14 protein-coding genes are annotated in these 20,062 nt (G+C 37.0%); 10 read left to right on the plus strand and 4 right to left on the minus strand.

Translation table 11 applies throughout. The features are described 5' to 3' along the window. Window positions 1-2: 2 nt before the first annotated feature. The 7 genes from msrA (at window position 3) to A5844_RS06675 (ending at window position 5,782) form a co-directional block, all read left to right on the plus strand. Entirely contained in the window at window positions 3-821 is an 819-nt protein-coding gene (gene msrA / locus A5844_RS06645) for a peptide-methionine (S)-S-oxide reductase MsrA (RefSeq protein ID WP_086284416.1), read from the plus strand. Between the two features lie 98 nt (window positions 822-919). Continuing rightward, window positions 920-1,906 carry an aldo/keto reductase gene (locus A5844_RS06650; RefSeq protein ID WP_086284417.1) on the plus strand — a complete coding sequence of 329 codons (987 nt, stop codon included), beginning with the start codon at window positions 920-922 and terminating at the stop codon, window positions 1,904-1,906. Between the two features lie 406 nt (window positions 1,907-2,312). Beyond that, window positions 2,313-2,633 (plus strand): PTS sugar transporter subunit IIB, encoded by a 321-nt coding sequence (locus A5844_RS06655; RefSeq protein ID WP_086284418.1) that lies wholly within the window; start codon window positions 2,313-2,315, stop codon window positions 2,631-2,633. Window positions 2,634-2,651: 18 nt separating this feature from the next. Continuing rightward, window positions 2,652-2,969, plus strand: coding sequence for a PTS lactose/cellobiose transporter subunit IIA (locus A5844_RS06660; RefSeq protein ID WP_086284419.1), 318 nt, complete (start codon window positions 2,652-2,654; stop codon window positions 2,967-2,969). A gap of 32 nt (window positions 2,970-3,001) precedes the next feature. Then, window positions 3,002-4,255 (plus strand): PTS sugar transporter subunit IIC, encoded by a 1,254-nt coding sequence (locus A5844_RS06665; protein WP_086284420.1) that lies wholly within the window; start codon window positions 3,002-3,004, stop codon window positions 4,253-4,255. A gap of 229 nt (window positions 4,256-4,484) precedes the next feature. Further along, window positions 4,485-4,877 (plus strand): MmcQ/YjbR family DNA-binding protein, encoded by a 393-nt coding sequence (locus A5844_RS06670; protein ID WP_086284421.1) that lies wholly within the window; start codon window positions 4,485-4,487, stop codon window positions 4,875-4,877. A 440-nt stretch (window positions 4,878-5,317) separates the two neighbouring features. Then, window positions 5,318-5,782, plus strand: a complete 465-nt coding sequence (locus A5844_RS06675; protein WP_086284422.1) for a GNAT family N-acetyltransferase — start codon at window positions 5,318-5,320, stop codon at window positions 5,780-5,782. A gap of 218 nt (window positions 5,783-6,000) precedes the next feature. On the opposite strand, the gene A5844_RS06680 is transcribed toward A5844_RS06675, so the two are convergent. Together A5844_RS06680 and A5844_RS06685 are read right to left on the minus strand one after the other, a co-directional pair. Next, on the minus strand, window positions 6,001-6,354 hold the full coding sequence (locus A5844_RS06680) for a YrhK family protein (protein WP_086284423.1): 354 nt from the start codon (window positions 6,352-6,354) through the stop codon (window positions 6,001-6,003). Between the two features lie 28 nt (window positions 6,355-6,382). Then, entirely contained in the window at window positions 6,383-7,516 is a 1,134-nt protein-coding gene (locus A5844_RS06685; RefSeq protein WP_086284424.1) for an alcohol dehydrogenase catalytic domain-containing protein, read from the minus strand. A gap of 376 nt (window positions 7,517-7,892) precedes the next feature. On the opposite strand from A5844_RS06685, the gene A5844_RS06690 reads away from it, so the two are divergent. Then, window positions 7,893-8,600 carry a hypothetical protein gene (locus A5844_RS06690; protein WP_086284425.1) on the plus strand — a complete coding sequence of 236 codons (708 nt, stop codon included), beginning with the start codon at window positions 7,893-7,895 and terminating at the stop codon, window positions 8,598-8,600. 307 nt (window positions 8,601-8,907) lie between these two features. On the opposite strand, the gene A5844_RS06695 is transcribed toward A5844_RS06690, so the two are convergent. Together A5844_RS06695 and A5844_RS06700 are read right to left on the minus strand one after the other, a co-directional pair. Next, on the minus strand, window positions 8,908-10,602 hold the full coding sequence (locus A5844_RS06695; protein ID WP_086284426.1) for an oleate hydratase: 1,695 nt from the start codon (window positions 10,600-10,602) through the stop codon (window positions 8,908-8,910). A 56-nt stretch (window positions 10,603-10,658) separates the two neighbouring features. Beyond that, window positions 10,659-10,787, minus strand: coding sequence for a methanol dehydrogenase (locus A5844_RS06700; protein ID WP_086284427.1), 129 nt, complete (start codon window positions 10,785-10,787; stop codon window positions 10,659-10,661). 634 nt (window positions 10,788-11,421) lie between these two features. Between A5844_RS06700 and A5844_RS06705 the strand changes: the two genes are divergently transcribed. Together A5844_RS06705 and A5844_RS06710 are read left to right on the plus strand one after the other, a co-directional pair. Further along, entirely contained in the window at window positions 11,422-18,009 is a 6,588-nt protein-coding gene (locus tag A5844_RS06705) for a hypothetical protein (protein WP_086284428.1), read from the plus strand. Window positions 18,010-18,903: 894 nt separating this feature from the next. Further along, on the plus strand, window positions 18,904-19,311 hold the full coding sequence (locus A5844_RS06710; RefSeq protein WP_086284429.1) for a GNAT family N-acetyltransferase: 408 nt from the start codon (window positions 18,904-18,906) through the stop codon (window positions 19,309-19,311). The last annotated feature ends 751 nt before the right edge of the window (window positions 19,312-20,062 follow it).

Raw genomic sequence — 20,062 nt, forward strand, 5'->3', positions numbered from 1 at the left:
TGATGAATAAAAACGAAGAAGAAGTCACAGCGATTTACAATTTGATCCTAAATCCTAATACCCGTGATTGGGAGCGACAACAATTGATTGAAGCAAAAGAAAGCTTGGCCACTACTTTATCCGTCCCAGATGTATTCGAAAAATTGGAGGTTGCTTTACGCCCTTTAGCCATCCGAAACAATTTAACACCAGATGTGATGGATTTTTACTTGCGGATGGTTGGGGATCCAATTGGAGAAGAATACTATGATTATTCTAAACACGAAATAATTGATCCAACAGTTCAAGAACGAGCAGTATTTGCTGGTGGTTGTTTTTGGTGTATGGTTGAGCCTTTTGAGGAAAAAGAGGGAATACTCTCTGTTTTGTCTGGATATACAGGAGGACAGGTGATTCATCCAAATTATGACCAAGTGAGTGGAGGCTATACTGGACATGTCGAAGCAGTCGAGATCATTTTCGATACTCGTGTGATCAGCTATGAAGAGTTAATAGAGTTATATTGGCAACTGACAGACCCGACCGATGAATTTGGACAATTCCAAGATCGTGGGAACCAGTATCGCCCCATTATTTTTGTGCAAAATGAAGAACAAAGACAGATTGCTGAAAGATCAAAGCAAGCGTTGAGTAAATCGGGGAGATATACAAAACCGATTGTCGTAGCTATTTTACCTGCTACAACTTTTTGGCCTGCGGAAAACTATCATCAGCAATTTTATCGCAAACAACCAAAGCGTTATCGAAAAATCAAGCAAACTCGGGAACAACTTCAGTTTTTTCAAAAAGCAAAAGGAAATTGGCGGAAAATAAAAAAGTAAATCAGCAAATAATTTAAAACTGCAGTATACTGTTGGTAACGCTTTCTATGCTTTTTGGAGCGAATTCTCTTAAATTGGAAGAATCAAGGAGGAAGTCGATGTATAGAGCAGATGCAACACGGTATGAAAAGATGCAGTATCGAAAAACTGGACAGTCAGGTTTGAAGTTGCCATTGTTATCACTAGGATTGTGGCAAAATTTTGGCGATTATGATCCGATCAGTAAACAACGTGAGATTTTAAGAGGTGCATTTGACTTAGGAATCACCCATTTTGATTTAGCGAATAACTACGGTGGACCAGCAGGGGCTGCGGAAATAAATTTTGGTCGATTATTCAAAGAAGATTTCCAATCTTATCGAGATGAATTGATTATTTCTAGTAAAGCTGGTTACCACATGTGGGAAGGACCTTATGGAGAATGGGGGTCAAGAAAGTCGATCATTGCTAGTTGTGACCAAAGTTTGCAACGAATGGGCTTAGATTATGTCGATATTTTTTACCACCATCGCCCAGATCCAGATACACCACTAGAAGAAACAGCAGAAGCATTGATGCAGCTTGTTCGACAAGGGAAAACATTGTATATTGGTATTTCTAATTACAACGGAGCAGATACAAAAGCAATGACTGAAATCTTGCGAAAGAAGGATGCACCATTTGTGATTCATCAAATGCGCTACAACATGTTTTCGAGAGAACTACTTGAAGATGATCTAGCACCAGTGTTAGCAGAAGAAGGGTTAGGAGCAATCACTTACAGCCCATTGGCCCAAGGTCTGTTGACTAATCGCTATCTTCATGGAATTCCAGAAGATTCCCGAGCGCATCGAAAAGAAATCCCATTTCTTTCTGAAGACCAAGTCGCACCAACACTGAAAAAAATCAGTCAATTGCAAGAAATAGCTGAGTCTAGAGATCAAACGCTGGCGCAAATGGCATTAGCTTGGAATCTACGACAAAAATCTGTGACTAGTGTCTTAGTCGGTGCAAGTCGTCTTAGTCAGCTACAAGAAAGTGTCAAGATGATGGATCATCTAGAATTCTCAACAGAAGAAGAAAAACAGATTGAAACTATTCTTTAGTAGATGATAAACCGATATTAGTTAATAGATAAAAAATAAGGAAGATAAACATGGAGAAACGTGCCATGGTTGTCTTCCTTATTTATTGTACAGATGATCTATTTTTGATAACCTGCGATTAATACGGCCCTTATTGGGTGTTTCCATTTTTTTGATGACCTCGTAGCGCTTATAAATCACACCTCTTTATTTTGTTTTATTCTAGTCAGCTAAACTAAGAAAAATCGGTGAATGAAAAATGCTATTTTTTGCACACTAAAAATAGTGTGTGGACACGAAATTAGTGTGCGTTGAAACCGTTGCCTTTAGAAAACAATGTAATGTCAAGGAATTAAAGCGCTTTTAAAGTTGGCACGATACTTGCATTATATAAAAGTGTAAGAAACAGAAAGGGAAGTGTTTGATAATGGAAAAAAGAACAATCATGCTTGTATGCTCTGCTGGAATGAGTACAAGTCTATTAGTGACAAAAATGCAAAAAGCCGCAGAAGAAAAAGGAATTGAAGCAGATATTTTTGCTGTATCCGCCTCAGATGCAGATAATCAATTAGCATCAAAAAATGTAGACGTTTTACTACTAGGCCCACAAGTTCGTTTTATGAAAAGTCAGTTTGCTGAAAAACTTGCACCAAAAGGCATTCCATTAGATGTGATCAATATGCAAGATTACGGCATGATGAATGGCGCTAAAGTATTAGAACAAGCAGAATCATTAATCAATAAATAAGAAAGTAGGAAAAGAAAGATGGAAGACCAAAAAAATCTCGAAGCCATCATGGGGTTAATCATGTTTGGTGGAAATGCAAAAAGCGATGCAATGGAAGCAATCGCAGCAGCGAAAAAAGGTGATTTTGAATTAGCTGATGCAAAAATCAAAGATGCAGAAGAATCACTTGTCCAAGCACATCACTCACAAACAGAAATGTTGACACAAGAAGCACAAGGCGAGCATATGCAAGTCACACTTTTGACGGTTCATAGTCAAGATCATTTGATGACTTCTATCGCATTTACGGATCTAGCAAAAGAAATTATTGATTTATATCGTCGAATCGACGTTTAAAAAGTTGTTAAAGGGGAAAAGAGGAGAGAAATATGGATAGTTTTGTAGCATTTATGGAAAAACATTTTATTCCTGTAGCATCAAAAATTGGTGCTCAACGTCATTTAGTGGCGATTCGGGATGCATTCATGGTCAGCATGCCGTTAATGATTTTAGGTGCATTGGCGGTAATGATCAATAACTTGCCGATCCCAGGTTTCCAAGAATTGATGAATTCGATTTTTGGCGGTGAGGCTTGGAAAGGATTTGGAGCAGCAGCGTGGAATGGTACGTTTGCGATTCTTTCTGTTTTGATTGCCTTCTTATTAGCGTATCATTTAGCGAATGGCTACCGTAAAGATGGTGTTTCAGCTGGAGTGATCTCTTTAGGTTCATTCTTCGCATTAGGTGGCGCTTTAGGTATGAGTTCAAATGGTTTATTTATTGCAATTATTGTCGGTATTATTTCAACAGAAATCTTTGTTCGTTTAAGTGGAAATGAAAAATTGATTATCAAAATGCCTGATGGTGTGCCACCAGCAGTTGCTAAAGCATTCGCTTCATTATTACCAGCAATGATCACGATCTCAGTGTTTGCGTTAGTTGCAGCAATCTTTGCAGCATTTGGCGTAGCTGATATCGTAGGAGCTTTCTACACAGTAGTACAAGAACCATTTATGGGTCTTGCAAATTCTTATCCATCTGCATTGTTACTTGCATTTATTACACCATTCTTATGGTTCTTTGGATTACATGGTGCCAACATGGTCGATCCATTGATGCAAACAATCAATGCGCCAGCGATCCAAGCAAACGTTGAAGCGATCGCAAATGGACAAAGCGCACCATATATTGTCAATAAACCTTTCTTTGATAGCTTCGTCAACTTAGGAGGAACAGGTGCGACACTCGGATTATTATTAGCTATTTATTTAGTTGGACGTAAAAACAAACCTTATATGGTCGTAACGAACTTATCAATCGCACCGGGTGTATTCAACATTAATGAACCAACAATGTTTGGATTACCAATCGTGCTGAATCCGATCATGTTTATTCCGTTTATTTTAACACCAATGGTTTTAGTCAGTGTGGCGTATTTCGCGACATCACTTGGACTTGTGCCGGCAGCGACAGTTATGCCACCATGGGTAACACCGCCTGTAATCGGTGGATTCTTAGCAACAAATAGTATTGCAGGAGCAGTGTTAGCAGCAGTAAACTTACTAATATCTGTTTTGATCTATCTGCCATTTGTTAAAGTAGCAACGATCCAAGAAAAGAAAAAAGAAGCATTGAACGCTTAATCATTCCTAGAAGGTTGTGAAAAAGTTGTTCAGTTCTAAGAATTAAGATAGAGATTGAGAAAAATATACCGCATATTTTTCTCGACATTCTTCTTAATCCATAAGGAACTGGCGGCTTTTATCACAACCTTTTTTGTATGCAAAGTGAAATAGGATGATTATTGTATTTTTTTAGAGTGAGAGATATAGTGGATGTAAGCCTTTTATAAATTGATTTGGGAGGAATAAGATGAATAAAGAAGAGATCCAAACAAGAATGAATGTATTAAAAACATATGGACAGTCATTACCAGGGACTAAGGTCTACTTTCGAGAAGATTGGGGAACTATTTATTTTGATCTTCAAGGAAAACAGTTCGGAATGATGAGTCCTGAAGCAGATGAAAAAGCGCTGATTACGTTAAAGCATTATCCAGAGAAAAATGAAGAATTACGTACTTTATATACAGATGTCATCATCCCCGGCTATTATGCCAATAAAAAGCATTGGAATTCAATCAAATTAGCAAGTGAAGAGTTATCAGATACTGAAATCAAAAAGATGGTCCAAATTTCTTATGAATTAGTACTGCAGAATTTTTCTAAAAAGAAACAAGAAGAAATAACAAGAATGGGAAAATAAATTTCAATACATTTCCTTGGAAATGGGAGGATTCCTATCAAATGAGCAAACTTTTACCGTAAATTCACACTATTTTTTGATTACTTTAGAATGAAGTAGTAAAAAAATTATGATGATTTTTGGATGTTTGTAAACTAAGGAATAATGAAATGGATTTTTTCGTATTGTCGCTAATGGCATGTTAGCGTATAGAAGAATACTCAATAGTGCCCAAGGTATATTCCTTCCTAAAAATCCCTGACTAAGTTATCATCATTCTTGCCATTTGAATATTTAGGTTAGAGGGAGCCTGTCTTTTTAGTATGTAGACATTTCTAAGTATTTCTATTTAATTTGAATAGATAGCAGAAGGAAAAAGAGTTTCTGATGAGAAGATGTCAAAAATCGATTCGAGCAATAACCATGCTATAATGAACCAAATATGAAAGGGAAGTGAAACAATGGGGAGTTATCAAGTGGTAAAGTTACGTGACCGACCAACGTTACTTAAAGAAACAGCTGAGTGGTTTGATTCAAAATGGCATTTATCTATTCCTTTATATGAGGAAAGTATCAGAGCAAGCCTTACTACAGAAGTAGGGATCCCACAATGGTATGTCATTTTAAATAAAGCAGATAAAATTATTGGTGGCGCTGGTGTCATTGAAAATGACTTTCATGATCGTCCTGATTTGTCACCAAACCTTTGTGCTTTATTTGTGGAAAATGAGCATCGTAATCAAGGAATCGCTAAGGTACTATTAAGTGAAATTCGTAAAGACATGAAAAAAATGGGATTCGATACACTTTATCTGGTAACAGATCATACCTCCTTTTACGAAAGATATGGTTGGTCTTTTCTTACAATGGTCCAAGATGAAGATGGAATACCTACACGCCTTTATCAGGTAACAACAGAAGAATAAAAAAGGTGAAATAACAGTATTTTAACCTAAAAAGTAAGACAGAGTCTTAGAAAATAGTTTTCTATTTTTTGAGATCTTAACTTATTGCTAAACATCAGCTGATGGGACACTATTTAAACAAAGTGTTTTAGCTGTCCTCAAAACACGAAAAAAGCCAGAGCATTCGAAGATAGTCTTTCCTATTTTCGATATTCTCCGGCTTTTTTGATGGACACGATTTAGTCATTCTCAGAACTATTGGAATGACTGAGATTATAGCTGATATTCTCTTCTTGTTTCTTTTTTTGTTTCTTTTCATCATAAATGAAGACGTTTCGTACGATTTTTAGAACAGGACGAGTGGTTAGAAAGATTGCACCCGCCAGGTAGAAGTACGTACTGTAACGATCAGGAATTCTGGTCAATAAAGCTAGACTTCCACATACGTAAAAAATCCCAGTCAATAAATCGACCGCTAAAGAAATTAGCGTATAACGATTTTGGAAGTATAAACGAAACCGACGTCCACGTATTTCGATATCTTCTTCTTTTCCAATATCGATTTCATGCGTGTTTCGTTTAATCTTTGGCATATAAAATCACCTAACTATTCGTTTTATTTTACGGTTTTAAAACAACTTTGATATTTTTATCTTCTTTTTTATCGAAAATCTCATAAGCTCGAGCTGCTTCCTCTAAAGGCATCGAGTGAGTGATGATTTGGGTTGGATCGAACATTCCTGCAGCAATCATTTCATAGATTTTTGGCATAAGATGAACCACCGGCGCTTGTCCGTGTTTTACATCGATATTTCGCATAAAGAATTCTTGAAGTGGATAAGAAGAAGCCGGCGTCATATAGACACCTGTAATTTGTACGGTACCAAATTTTTTCACTGCTTTAGCTGCCATTTGGATCGGAGAAATTGTTCCGCTTTGTAAGCTCACAAGATTCTTCGCCTTTTCTTTCGTTGGTTCCAGGCCATCCATACCGACACAATCAATGATGACATCGGCACCACCACGTGTCAGATCATACAAGTCATTTCCTGCTTGAGAGGTATCATCTAAGAAATACGTTTCCACATGGTTGTATTGAGCAGCTTTATCTAAACGATGTTGGACAGGATCTACCGCAATTACTCGTTTTGCTCCAGCCATAACAGCAAATTTTTGAGCAAACAAACCGACAGGACCTGATCCTAAAATGACCACGGTATCGTCTTTTTTCACCCCAGCATGTACGACACTCCAGTAAGCAGTGGGCAAGATATCAGATAGAAAAAGAACTTTTTCGTCAGGGAGATCATTATCTGGCACCACAAAAGAAGTAGAATCAGCAAAAGGAACTCTTAAGAATTCTGCTTGACCGCCCCAATGATTCCCATTCATTTTTCCGAAACCAAATAGTCCGCCATACAATTCTTCTGTATTAGAATTATCGCATTGGCTTTCCATTTGATTCATACAAAAATGACAATGACCGCAACTGATATTGAATGGGATTACGACACGTTGCCCTTTTTTCAGTGTTTTTACTTCAGAGCCAACTTCTTCTACAATCCCCATAGGTTCATGTCCGACCACATAGCCTTTTTCTAACACGGATTCTCCATGATGATAAAGGTGGAGATCTGAACCGCAGATTGCTGTAGCTGTTATCCGAATAATCGCATCAGTAGGTGCTATAATTTTTGGATCTTCAACTGTTCGAGTTTCCATTTTTTGTTTTCCTTGCCAAGTGACTGCTTTCATAGTGGATCTCCTTTCGAATTTCAAGTTATAGCTAACGATAGTTATTTTTCTTTCTATTTTTATTCTAAAGGAGTTCAGATGTTTTTGATAATAAAACGCTTTTGAACAATTCTTCATAGAAGATAAAATAACTTTTTTTTAATATGTTAAGTTGTGATTTCCCTTTAATAAAGATATAATTATCTTGTATGAAGAATAATTTTATTTTTTTTAAATAACGTCTTTATTTTTAATTTGGAATATTGGAAGGAGAGGAGTCATCGTTAAAAAGAAGGTAGGATTCACTAAAGTATTGCTCAGTATTGCTTGCTCTATTATCATGTTCTGCTTGTCTATTGCTGGAGTATTTCTATGTACTTTAGCAAATGAACAATTTATGGTTACCCAAATCAAACAAACAAATTACACAAAAAACGTGACTAATGAAATCAATCAGCGGATCCAAGCTTACCACCAAGAAGCAGGAGTTACACCAGAAGTGTTGGCAGAAGTTGTTCCAGAAACATTAGTGAAAGAGAATATGAATGAATTTATTCAAGGACTCTATAGAAACGAAGAGGTAACACTGAGTGGAGAGTCGGAAGTGGAAGCAAAACTAAACCGAATAATCGATACATATAAAGTAAAACCAGAAGATGAGAACACACAAGCAAATGAAGAATTAGCTATATATATGATCACTGGAATATTTCAGCGAAGTGTTCAACCTAATTATCTAGAAAAATTTGTGGAAAAAATTCTTTCAGTGAAGGAAATACTTCTTTCCTCTGCTTACATAGTAATCGGTATTTTTAGTCTATTTATGATTAGCTTGATTTATTTACTTCGCCATTCATTCAAACGACTCATACAAGTCTTGGCAGGCATTGTTTTAGCTAGTGGAGGCCAATTACTACTTTTAGGCGGAGGGTTGTTTTTGATATCACCAGTACAAATAAGTGGACAAATGGTTGCTTTTCATCAATTGATGACTTCATATACTCAAGCATTCGCTCTTACGTTATTAGCAGTGGCTGCACTGGAAGTTAGTATCGGAGGTCTTATATTAATTGGCACAATCATTCATTCAAAAGTTAAAAAGTGATGATTTCAAAAGTAAGAATGAGAAGTCCATCAACAGAAGTAATGTATATAGATTCTAGCTTTCGAAAGTTCAATGATAAAGTTCAGATAGCTGATTGAAAAAATAAAATAATAAGCCCGTAAAACAGTTTTTCATGTTTTACGGACTTATTTTTCGTTGGTTGGGGTCAAAAACTTAATGTTAAAAGACTGGTAAATGTCATTCAAGAACCTGCATTTTAGAGATAAGTCGGGAAATTCAAAAATGTGAAAAGCCATTTCTGAGTTTCCTTTCTTATTACTCAGTGCAAAGCACTTCTTTTATAACCTTATTCAAACATTTTTTTTGCTGCTCGCATAAGGGTGGGAATATCTTTGTCGTATCGTGGTGTTTTGACCAAGCGAGACATTGGGATTCCTGCAAAATGGAACGCAGCGATTTCTCCAGAACGAACGGCACTTTGTTCGGTGAAAATCATTTGATAAGGTTGTTCCACAAATTCACCTGTAAAGGCAAGGTTAGTTGAATGTTGTGGAATGACTTTCGGACGATCACTTTTGGCGCGATTATTAAACAAAGCAGAGGCGTAAGGCATGTACACAGGAATATTGTTGATGACACTGTCATAGATTTCTGCTTCTTTTTCTAGTATATTTATCGGACCAGGATCGACTTTTGCCAGTTGTCCAAGTAGTTCTTCAAGCATCTCTTTTCCGGTCATTTTGATATATTCTTTGTCCACAAATTCTCCACGACGTCTAGGATACAAGAAGTAACCCCAAATAACTGCTTCATTTGGTTTTTGAGTCGTAAAATGCGGTTGATGGTGGACAACGATGGACATGTTCACATCTTTTTGACCTAATGGTGTAATCGGTGTGGTAGAAATAAAGGAGTTCAAGGCATTCCCTGGAACTTGTGTCGTGATTCGTGTGATTTCATTTAACAATAAATGATTTTTTGTCGTCAACGTAAAGCTGACCCATTCACTAGCATCTCGATCAGCAAAGAATTTGTCAGGGTTTCCTAAATTATAGAAACGTTCACTGGCTTTTTTCCATAAACTTGAAGCGGCACCATAGTCCATGTTTTCTTCTGCTGGTGTTTCGTAGTCTCCCAATGTAGCAGAATCAGTGATCGAACCATTGGTAAAGAGTACCGCAGTATCGTTGTCCACAGTCACATGTTCTTCTTCATTCGTTTTTGTATTGACCATGATAAGTCCAGTTACAGTGATTTCATCCTGCATAGGGGTTTCTTTAAATTCCCAATCGATGACTCGGCGATTCAAGATGATGTTACATCCTTGTTCTTTCAAATAATTGATCAATGGCAACATGATACTCTCATATTGATTATAACGAGTACGATTGACACCAACTAAATGTTCGATTTGTGTGAATTCATAGATCATTTGATGCATATAGCGACGTAGCTCCTGAGCGGAACTACGTGTTCGAAAAGCAAAGGTCGTTTCCCACATAAACCAAAAATTGGTTTCAAAGAAATGAGGATCATCTTTGAAATATTCTGCAATGGTGATATTGTCTAATTTTTCTTCTTCGGAATCAGGCATCGCGATCAATTTTGTTAACAATAAACGATCTTTGGCATTGAAGCCTAATTTCCCCCCATCAATGATGCCCTTCCCGCCTTCTAATAAACGAGCTTTATCAAAAGTAGGATGTTTTGCATCAAAATCACGTGTGTCTTCTTCGGCAGTCATTCCAGGTTCAGTCACAGAAGGGATTCGACTCAATAAGTCCATTAAATCAACGTAAGTACGATAGTTCAACATACGTCCTCCACGTGCAATATAACCTTTTTGATTTTCTAAAGGATGATTTTTGTTCCAGTATTCATCGACAACAGATTCTGTCGGAGCCCCATCATTTGAGCCGTGATCATCGATGGAATAAAAAGTGATTTGGTCACCACGCCATTTTCCTTCTTGTATCAAATAAACAGCAGCTGCCATATTCGCAATACCTGCGCCGATCATAATGGCTTTCTTTTTTTTCATTGTACTTTCCTCCAATGTCTAGCAAATCAATTGATCAAACTCTCTTTCACACTAATTTAGATAGATTCAAATTCGTCATATAAATGCCGATCATCTTCCAACAATCCTGTTTTTTTTCCAAGATAAACTGCACCCAATGCGATGATTCCTAAGCCAATACCTATTCTTATCCATTTTTTATTCATAAAAAAGATCCTCCTTCGATTTTATGTTCTGGTTCTACTTAAAAGGATAGATCGTTTTAGAACGTATGCCAAATGATAGGGGGGACTCCTGTCTCGTATTTTTGACAGAACAATTGAACTGTCTGTTTTTGATCATGGAACGTAAGAAACTGTTAAGAAAACTGCGGAAATGTGGACATATGAATATGTGAACTTTGGCTAAAGATATATATAAATTGATGGACGGAAGATTGGGTATAAGACAAGTTTTTTGACTTCGAACTAGAAAAAGTTGAATTTGAATAACCCATAAAATATTTATTTCAAGCAAAATGGGAAGGAATGTACAGGGGAAAATTATGTTCTGGGGTTGATAAAACGAGAAACAAGCTAGTGAAGAATGCAATAGATGTCAGACTGCAGTTCCATTGAAATATGATGTAATCTCTATCCTATAGTACATTCATAATAAACATGCATAAACTACAAAATATCACTTGAAACTTTTGATTACTCAGGAATTTTAAGTTTTTTTTTAAATGTGTCTTTGGGATTTTATATTATTATATAAAGAGAAGAGAGTTTAGGAGGATTTTTTTGTTTGCTGGAGACATGCAAAAATCATCTAAATAATTTCAATGAAGGAGTGAAAAAGATGCCACAAAAAGGAAGGATACCACTGAAAACACAGATGCCGAACAAAGGAGGAATACCACAAGCTATCTTTAGAGAAAAAATTGGGAAAGCAAATAACGAACGTAATGACAAGAATAAGTTAGGATTTGACCAAGCAAGGTTAAACGATATTGCCAATAATATGGGACAAACACCAGCCCCCGATAATTTACTGACATTAGAGGGACTACTTTTTTTATCGCATATCTTTCGAAATGTTCGCTTAGTTGATCCTCCCGAACAACAGACGGTCATCAAAAAAAATGCTCCAGCCTTTGAAGCGACTACACGGATTGACGTGAGAAGAGAAGGGAATCAGACAAGGATTCATTCCTTTGTTTCAACCTCCACCATCAATCGTGGGCGAATCCAGTCCTTGAATACGAACCAGACCATGTCTCAACCGACAACAGCGATCGCTCCCCTGTTTGCCAGTACGAGTTCTCTTTTTGGCAATCAGACATCAGCGCCCGCCCCACAAGACATCGACATAGCGAAGAGGGCGCATGAATTAAGTGTTTTTTTTCATCAGAAAGTTCATGACCTCTACCAACTGGTAAATTGTACCACCACGAGAAGGACCGATCAGGTGAAGACATGGATCGTCACAGGAGAAAGTGTAGAACAAACGAGTTTTATCACGGTTTGTCAAGAAGCAATCGGTAAAGCTGAGGCACAAAACAATCAAGGAATGAAACAAGAAAGTGAGAATCCTACTTTTGCTTCTCACCACATGACCAATATAACTGAACATGGGTTCCGCCCTTTTTCTGCGGAAGAGGCAGCTCAAAAACTAAGTAAAGCCTTTCAAGCAGCTTTTGAAAATAAACATAACGCTACAATAGATACCCCAGATCATATACATAATCAAGTGACAGAAACATTTTGGAATGGATTAACGGAACGGTTTCACCAGTTTTTTTTCCAACACGAACATACGCCTTATGCTCAAGAACAAGAAGATGCAAACGGTTCGTTGATGTCGTATTTTGTGGATTTGTTACTACAAACTTTTTCGATAGATTATGGAAAACAAGTTCCCTCTAACCCACTATTAGAAAAGAACTTAAATTATCTGGTGAAATCGCTATCTGCTAATCCAGCAATTCAAACGAAAAAAAAGCAACCAGAAGGAACACCAGAAATGGTATTGGAACCCGTACGAGAAATGACATCTGAAGCGATGATGGGAAATGAGTCTGTATTGAACCCTGAAAAAGAGAGTTTTTTGTCTCAGATTTGGCAGCTAGCCACAGATTTTTATGGAGTAGTGGATGGTTTTCTCCAACAATCCATTGGCCTCCAGTTTTTAGGCGCCCAGGCCAGGCCGTTGCCACTTACTAGCATACCTTCTCTAGAATTGGAGGAAAATAAAGGAACATTCAATGAGACTCAGATAAGCGAAACCACTACAGGAATCAGTCAAGTCAATACGACGTCAACTCTTATTGAAGTTTTTGGATCAAATGTGACTCAGGCCGGAGAAATCGATACCACTCAAGAGATCAATGAAAAAATCCAAGCATTTTTGCGGGAAAATGCGGATAATCCAACTAAGATAGTAGCCCAGGAAACAACGGAAGATTCCGATCTACCTGAATGGACGAGTGAACAAAAAAAGAACATTCGCAAAAAGCTAGTTGATTTTTTTTTGGAAAATGGAATTGTCTGTCAAGAATCTAATGCCAGGGAACTAATGGAAACAGTCGGTGAGTGGGTGCTTCTTGAAGGTGCGACCTCACCAACGTTAGATATGGTGAAGGTCAAACAAATCGCAAAACTGATCTTGGGGATGAACGAAGAGGCAGTGATTTCAGAGAAACAGGCAAGTCTAACTGTCGGAACATGGGTCTATGAAACAATCAGAGACAATCAACCTACTATTGCTTTTGGGGCAGAAGCACCAGAACAAACAACAGGGATGAATACCACTCAATCAACAAGTAGCCCTCAACCAACAAGTACAGATAAGCAAAAAAACAACGTCGTCGAAACGGATGGGATTCAATGGCGTGACCCAGAGGTGCGAAAACAAGTGGAAGCCTTTTTTCAGCAGAAGAAATTACTCTCGGATCAGCCAACTAAAGAAGAATTATTGATTGCTATAGGAACACGGGTCACAAAAGAGGAAAATAACAAATTGGTCTTCAATCATACAAGGATTCGACCATTGGCGAAAGTGATCCTAAAAGCATTGAAAATCGATAACGAAAAAAACGGGGAAGAAATCTCGAACAAAGATGCCGAATTAACGGTCATGAAATGGGTCTTTGAAACGATGTTAGGGAGTTCGATTGAAGCTTACATAGTCAAAACATTGGTGTCAGCTCCTGATATCGATCAATTCACCATGGGTCGTTTGAGAGATCTATTTACCGTCAGAAACTTGGAGAAACAAGGATTGATTCAGCTAGATGTTCCTACTCTTTCTCAAAAACAGAAGAGACGCTTTAATAAATTATGGAACTTTTTGCTCCAACAAGAGTTACCCAACTACTTTTTAGATAGTAGTGGCTTAGCGGATAGTTTGTTGATTTCTGATTATGCTTCCTTGATGCAGCTAACTGGGGCGAAAATTTTAAAAGAGGGAGGCTATCTTGAGTCGTTCGGTCCAGAAGATAGCCGGTTGATGGGGCAACATTTCTGGGAAACCATCCTTGAAAAAGGGATCACCACCTATGAAGAATTCCGTCATCTCCTGATACCTTCTTTACTTGCGGTCGCTCAACTAGAGCCCAATTTATTACGGGAGGCATTGGTTACGGGTACCTACAAAGAAGTGGCAATTAGCACATTTATAGGATATCAAAAAGAAGGTTATTTTCAACTGGTTGAACATCAAGAGCTGCTCAATCGTTTATATAAAGCCTATCAAGAAGCCTTGCTTCAATGGCGTCGAAAAGAGGCGTTAGCCACAAATGTCGCTGAGAAGTGTCGCAGTAAAGGTTCTCGTGCACCTTTTTATATCATGAAACAAAATTATCTTTTAGGCTTAGAGGAACCTTGTCGGGATATCGATTGGTCCCCACCTAAGCTAGAAGACGAGTATATCAAATTGACAAAAAACGTCTCAGAGACGCATTTTCCCTTTGATAAAAAACTGATAGAATTTGCACTGAATGCGGTCGATCAAAAGGAATTCGATTTTATTTTCTCAAAAACAACTATCCTTTACGAGGGATTTGCCGAGTTGAAAAATGAAACTCACTATACAGGCGGGGCTCCGGGAACAGGTGGCATGCTTCTTATTAATATTAATGGACGAGTACCGTGGGAAGATACAACGCTTAGTCTAGATAAAACCGATCTATTTGTGGCTGTTCAAGGAAAGGAAGAGCGCTGGTATGCGTTGAAGAGGCTTGATGAAGAAGGGGGCTATATCCTTTATCGCGTCGACCAAGATCCCTTATCCTACCTCAAATATGGACTATTTAATCGAAAAGATCTTTGGGGAAAAGGCTATCAACAAGTAGGAAATGAGATTCGTATAGGGAATAAATACTTTCAGTTCTCTGCTCGTGTGAATCGAAGCAAAAAATTATCTCATGGGGTGGAAATGGAACCGTTGATTGAGACATTGAGTCGTAAACATAGTGACCAACTGTATGACCAACTCTACGATTCGGGAAACGATAAAGCGGATATCGAAAAAGCTTGGGATGTCATCAAGCATTTTATCCCATTTTATGATTGTGTGACAGGGATCATTGACCGAGACACTGGACAAGCGGTTGTTTCGTGTACGATTGATGCCTTACTCATGATTCCGGTATTAGGGCAAATCACTTCCTTGAATATGAAGTTTGCATTAGGTGTAGCTAGAGCCTTTGCCCGAGGGGGGATTCGTAATGTGATCAGAAGTAGTAGTAGTTTCCTCCCAACGATGGCTGAGACCAGAAGACTTGTGCTAACTTTTGCACGAGCTCTTGATCCAGGTTTTGAAACCCTCATAGGCGGAGGGCGGTTGATTGTTCGGAAATTAGTGAGTTTCAAAAATGAATTACGCGTAGGGAAAAAAATCAAAGACTTGCTAGAAAGAGTCGAAACGATGGAGAAGGCGCAAGGAGCGCTAAAAAAATCAATCGAGATGCTCGAGTGGAATGGCTTGGAAGTACCGGTGAAGAAAGTGAATGATCATTTGTATATGCGAGTGACGAATCTGGAAACTGCGGAGGTATTTGGCGGTTTATTTATGAAAAAAGGCAATCGCTTAGAAGCCTATAGATCCGCCACCTTTACGAATGAACAACTAAAATTGATCAATTTATTGGAGGTGAAGCTGGATGAAAACCAGGCATTTGTCGTGGGAGTTAATCCGAATCCTCAGGCCTATGGCACAGGCGAGATCACAACTGTAGCAAAAGAAGGAGAAGAAACGAAGCGTTTTATTCGAATGAAAGGGAAATTGATTGAGGTGACCATGACAGCCATCAAGGAGCATGGGATCCGCTTGGATGTTTATGCCCATCATTCGGGAAAGATTTTACCGGTGAATTTTAATGGGATGGAATGGTATTTTGAAGCTCCAACTGCCCGATCCGTGGCAAAAGAAGTGGAGAAAGAAATCGCTAGCACGTTGGATCAATTTGAAACACGAAAGAATCCAACTGGACTTTCTGCGCCGGACGGAAAAGGACTGATGTGGGATAAGACAGGAAGATCCTATATCAAGATCAACGATCACTACATTCCGTTAGTCGCACTAGATAAAAATGGGGATCGATATCATTTAGTGAAAAAGGATTACAATGAATCAATGACCATCTTGAGATTTGATGCAAAAAATAGCAAGTTTCGTTTTGAGACAGATTTGGAAAGGCAACAAGTGGAAGTAGACTTGAAAAAAGGAGAGATTCGAAGTAGGGGAGGAAAAAGTAGTGGTAGGAGAAGAACTACTCAGGAAGGAGAAATACCTAGTACCTCGCAAGGAACAGTCTCACAGAGTAGTAATAAGGTATTCCCACCGTATAATAAACTTCCCCCATCACCAGGCAAAGGAGAACTATGGACGGAGATCAGAAAAGCAGTAAAGTCTGAAAAAATTGATGAAAGAGTGGAAGACCCCAGTGTGCTCCTCCCGCCACTATCTAAATTTATCTCTGACCCAGTTCCTATTGTTGCTGATGATGAATATGTTAGAAAAACAATTTTGGAAGATCTTGATGAAGAATATAATATTCCATATCGTGTGTTCGTTGGACTTCATTCACGAAATGTGCCGCCTTTTCTTAAACCATTTGTCAGAAAAATTGCAGGGGATGTTCGTTGGGCAATGGGCTATTTTGATGCAGGAAAAAAGATATATAAAAAGTTGTTGAAAAAACCAATCCTTTCGGAAACCAGAGAAGGGGATTATTTGTCAAAAATGTTTCGATTAGAAGGATTGGCTAATCAAGAAGAAATTTTAAGGAAAATAATCAAAAGATTATTATCAGTAGCGGAAAAAGGAGAAAAATTTCTTAGCCAATCCTCGGACTGGGGTTTTGAAAATATTTTGATCGTTTCGAGTGATTTGGCTAAAGAAGAAGGCTCACAACTTTATCATTCGTTACTTGATCATGATGTACCAAAAGCAAGGGTAATAATTAATGATCCAGAATGCCGAATAATCATTTTTGCCGATGCTTTCCACTTAGATCCAGATATGCCTCAAGGAGAGGAGTTAGAAACAATCATACATGAGACGGCACATATAACCTCGCGAGCAGAAGATCTAATGGAATTGGTTTTTCCTGAAAGTGATTTTTTGACAACTGGCGAAGAACTGATGGATCAAATCAACAACAATTTTTCAGAGATATTAGAATCTGAAAGTTTGGAGAACTTCGTTGAACAACTGGCTAAAGAGTTCGATTTGCCCAATTTATCAAAAGAAGCTGTCATTAAGGCGTTAAATGTAGATCCGATATTGCGAACTAATTTTCTGTTAAGGGATGCGGAAATACTTATGACTATCCTTAGAGATTTTGTCGAAGGAAGAGGATATAATGAACTAATTCGTATAAAAAGGAGTACTGATAATGTAAAATCGGGCAATGGGTTTATATTCCTTTTACAAGCATTAGTTCATACAAGTAACTATAAAATCATAAAGAAAACTCCTCAATTGGATAACATACAAGAGCTGAGTACAAAAAAAAGTACGGATAACATAAGTACAGAAGTATCAAACAAGGAAGTATCAGGAGCTGTTGGAATTACAAACTGGGCAGAAACAACAGAGCCTAAACCATTTACAACCCATCGAAGCTCTTTAAATCTCGTAAGCACGAGGTCAGAAAATAAAAGCAGTAACAATCAATTTGTCTCTGATCAACAAGTAATGTCAGAACTTCCACAGATTTCATCAAGTAGAAGTTCCTTGCATCTTGTGACTACAAATACTGGGAAGAATACCAATTCATCTGTTTTTAATCAACAAAGAGATAGAAATTTCTCGCAGCCTACAACAAATAGTTTCTTAAATCTTGTAACTAATGGTAGAGAAAGAAGCACTCAAGCCACTTCCACGAAGACAATCAATCAACAAATAAACAAGAATCAGAAAGAGCCAGCTCTACAATATTAATAAATGATGTAACCTTTCCTCTATCCTATGCGAAGGCTAGGCATGGATATGATGATAGCCAATCACATTTTTTGAACGATCTGTAACCAAACAAGTAATCCTTTTTAAAATTGAAAAGGGGAATCCTGCTACTTTACAAGCAATGGAAAATACCAAAGACGATAATATCCATGATGGATTCAGCTTTGTTGATAAGTCAATGAAGGATTTAGATGCTTAATATTTTTATACGTCATAATTTAAGTGAGACTATAAAAGCTAAGAGGAGAGATTTAGCGAAATGAAAGTAGAAACTGTTTCTTTTATAGAACCAACATAAATTACCATAAAATTATCGTAATCATAATTTGATTGGTATGTGTAAGAGTTGGAGAGTGTTGTATTAGTTTTGATTGGTTAATGGTATTTAGTATTGATAATAACCAGTTAATATCAATACTTGTTAGCTTAGGATTACATAGTGAATTATTTTTAGAGGAAAACGATGATTTCATTTATCGTTTTCCTCTTTGTTGGATCTGCGTACACTATCCCCCTGTACCCTTCAGCAAGAGAAATTAGGAGTAAGAGTTAATGGGTAACAGAGTATAACCTATTGCTTCTCTATAACTGATTTTATGAACACCTTTTAAAAGGCAATAAAAATTCACTCAATATTTTTATGTGAACTACAAGTTAGGCCATTTAAAAAGAAGAGTAACAGACTGACAATAAGCAAGTACAACTCAATATAATAGTGAATCACAATAGACATAACTAGTGATTATACCAAGTTGATGATAAGTAAACAGATCATGCTATAATTGAGTTGATGATATAAAAGGAGCGAGATGAAGTGAACAATAGGTTGAGAATAAACCCTTAATTATCAAAAATAATTAGGAGGAAAACTACATGATAAATTACAAAAAAAACGCTCAGATAGATATAAGAGAACTTGAAAATCTCTATTCGAGTGTGGGGTGGACTGCCTATACAAATGACTTGGATACATTAGAAAAAGCAATCAATAATTCATTAGTAGTAATAACTGCCTGGAGAAATGATAAATTGGTTGGTTTGATTAGAGCGATTGGTGATGGATATACAATTTTATATATTCAAGATATTTTAGTTCGTCCTGATTTTCAAAACAAAAATATTGGAACCAATTTAATGACTAGAATTTTAAATGAATTTAATGATGTGAGACAGAAAATACTTCTTACTGAAGATGCTCCGAATGTGAGACATTTTTATGAAAAATTTGGATTCATTTCTTGTGATAAAGGGAGTACCGTATCTTTTTATAAAGAGTTTTAATTATTGAGCAGATAATTTGCATAATTAAACGTTAAACAATGGTTGTTGGCATAATCAAAGTTGGTTTAAGCTTGTGAACGATAATGTCATAGATAAAATGAGGAATCAGAACTTTATTAAATCAAAGTTCTGATTTTATGAGTTCGTTCAAAAAAGTATCCTCTAAATATCAAAAATTCGAGGAGTCATTTAAATAAATCTAATTAAATGAGCTGTTAAAGAAGAAATACGATGATCAAAAAATAGAGATCAGGAGCTTTTAAGTTTTCCTCTCATCAAGAATTTCTAAAAAATGGATTTGTAAGTAACTTTTCAAAGACGGTAAAAAATCACTTAACGATTTCTTAATGGATGCGTTGTGACAATTTAAAAATTTATCGTTATTTAGTTAAAGTGCTGGGAAAGATGGAAAGATAAACGATTATTAGCTTTTCTGATCAACGAAAATGACTGCTATAAAAAAATAAAACTTTTGTGTCTTACTGACTAATTGACGAGAAGGATTTTTTTAGTGTTTTGTTAAAGACAAATCGAGATGTTCAGATTAAATGAGCTTCTTTTTTGATAGTCTTTGTAAAATGATGTTGAGGAGAAGAAAGTGTAAAGCGGTGATATGGGCTATGATGTAATTTTTTTTATTTTTTTATAACAAATAAATCTACCTTTTATCAAGACGTTTCTTATATTCTAGAAAGGCTCTAACTTTTTTTATATAACTTTATTTATTTTATAATTGGTATAGTTATAAATC

The organism is Candidatus Enterococcus wittei (assembly GCF_002140175.1).
Lineage (GTDB): Bacteria > Bacillota > Bacilli > Lactobacillales > Enterococcaceae > Enterococcus_B > Enterococcus_B wittei.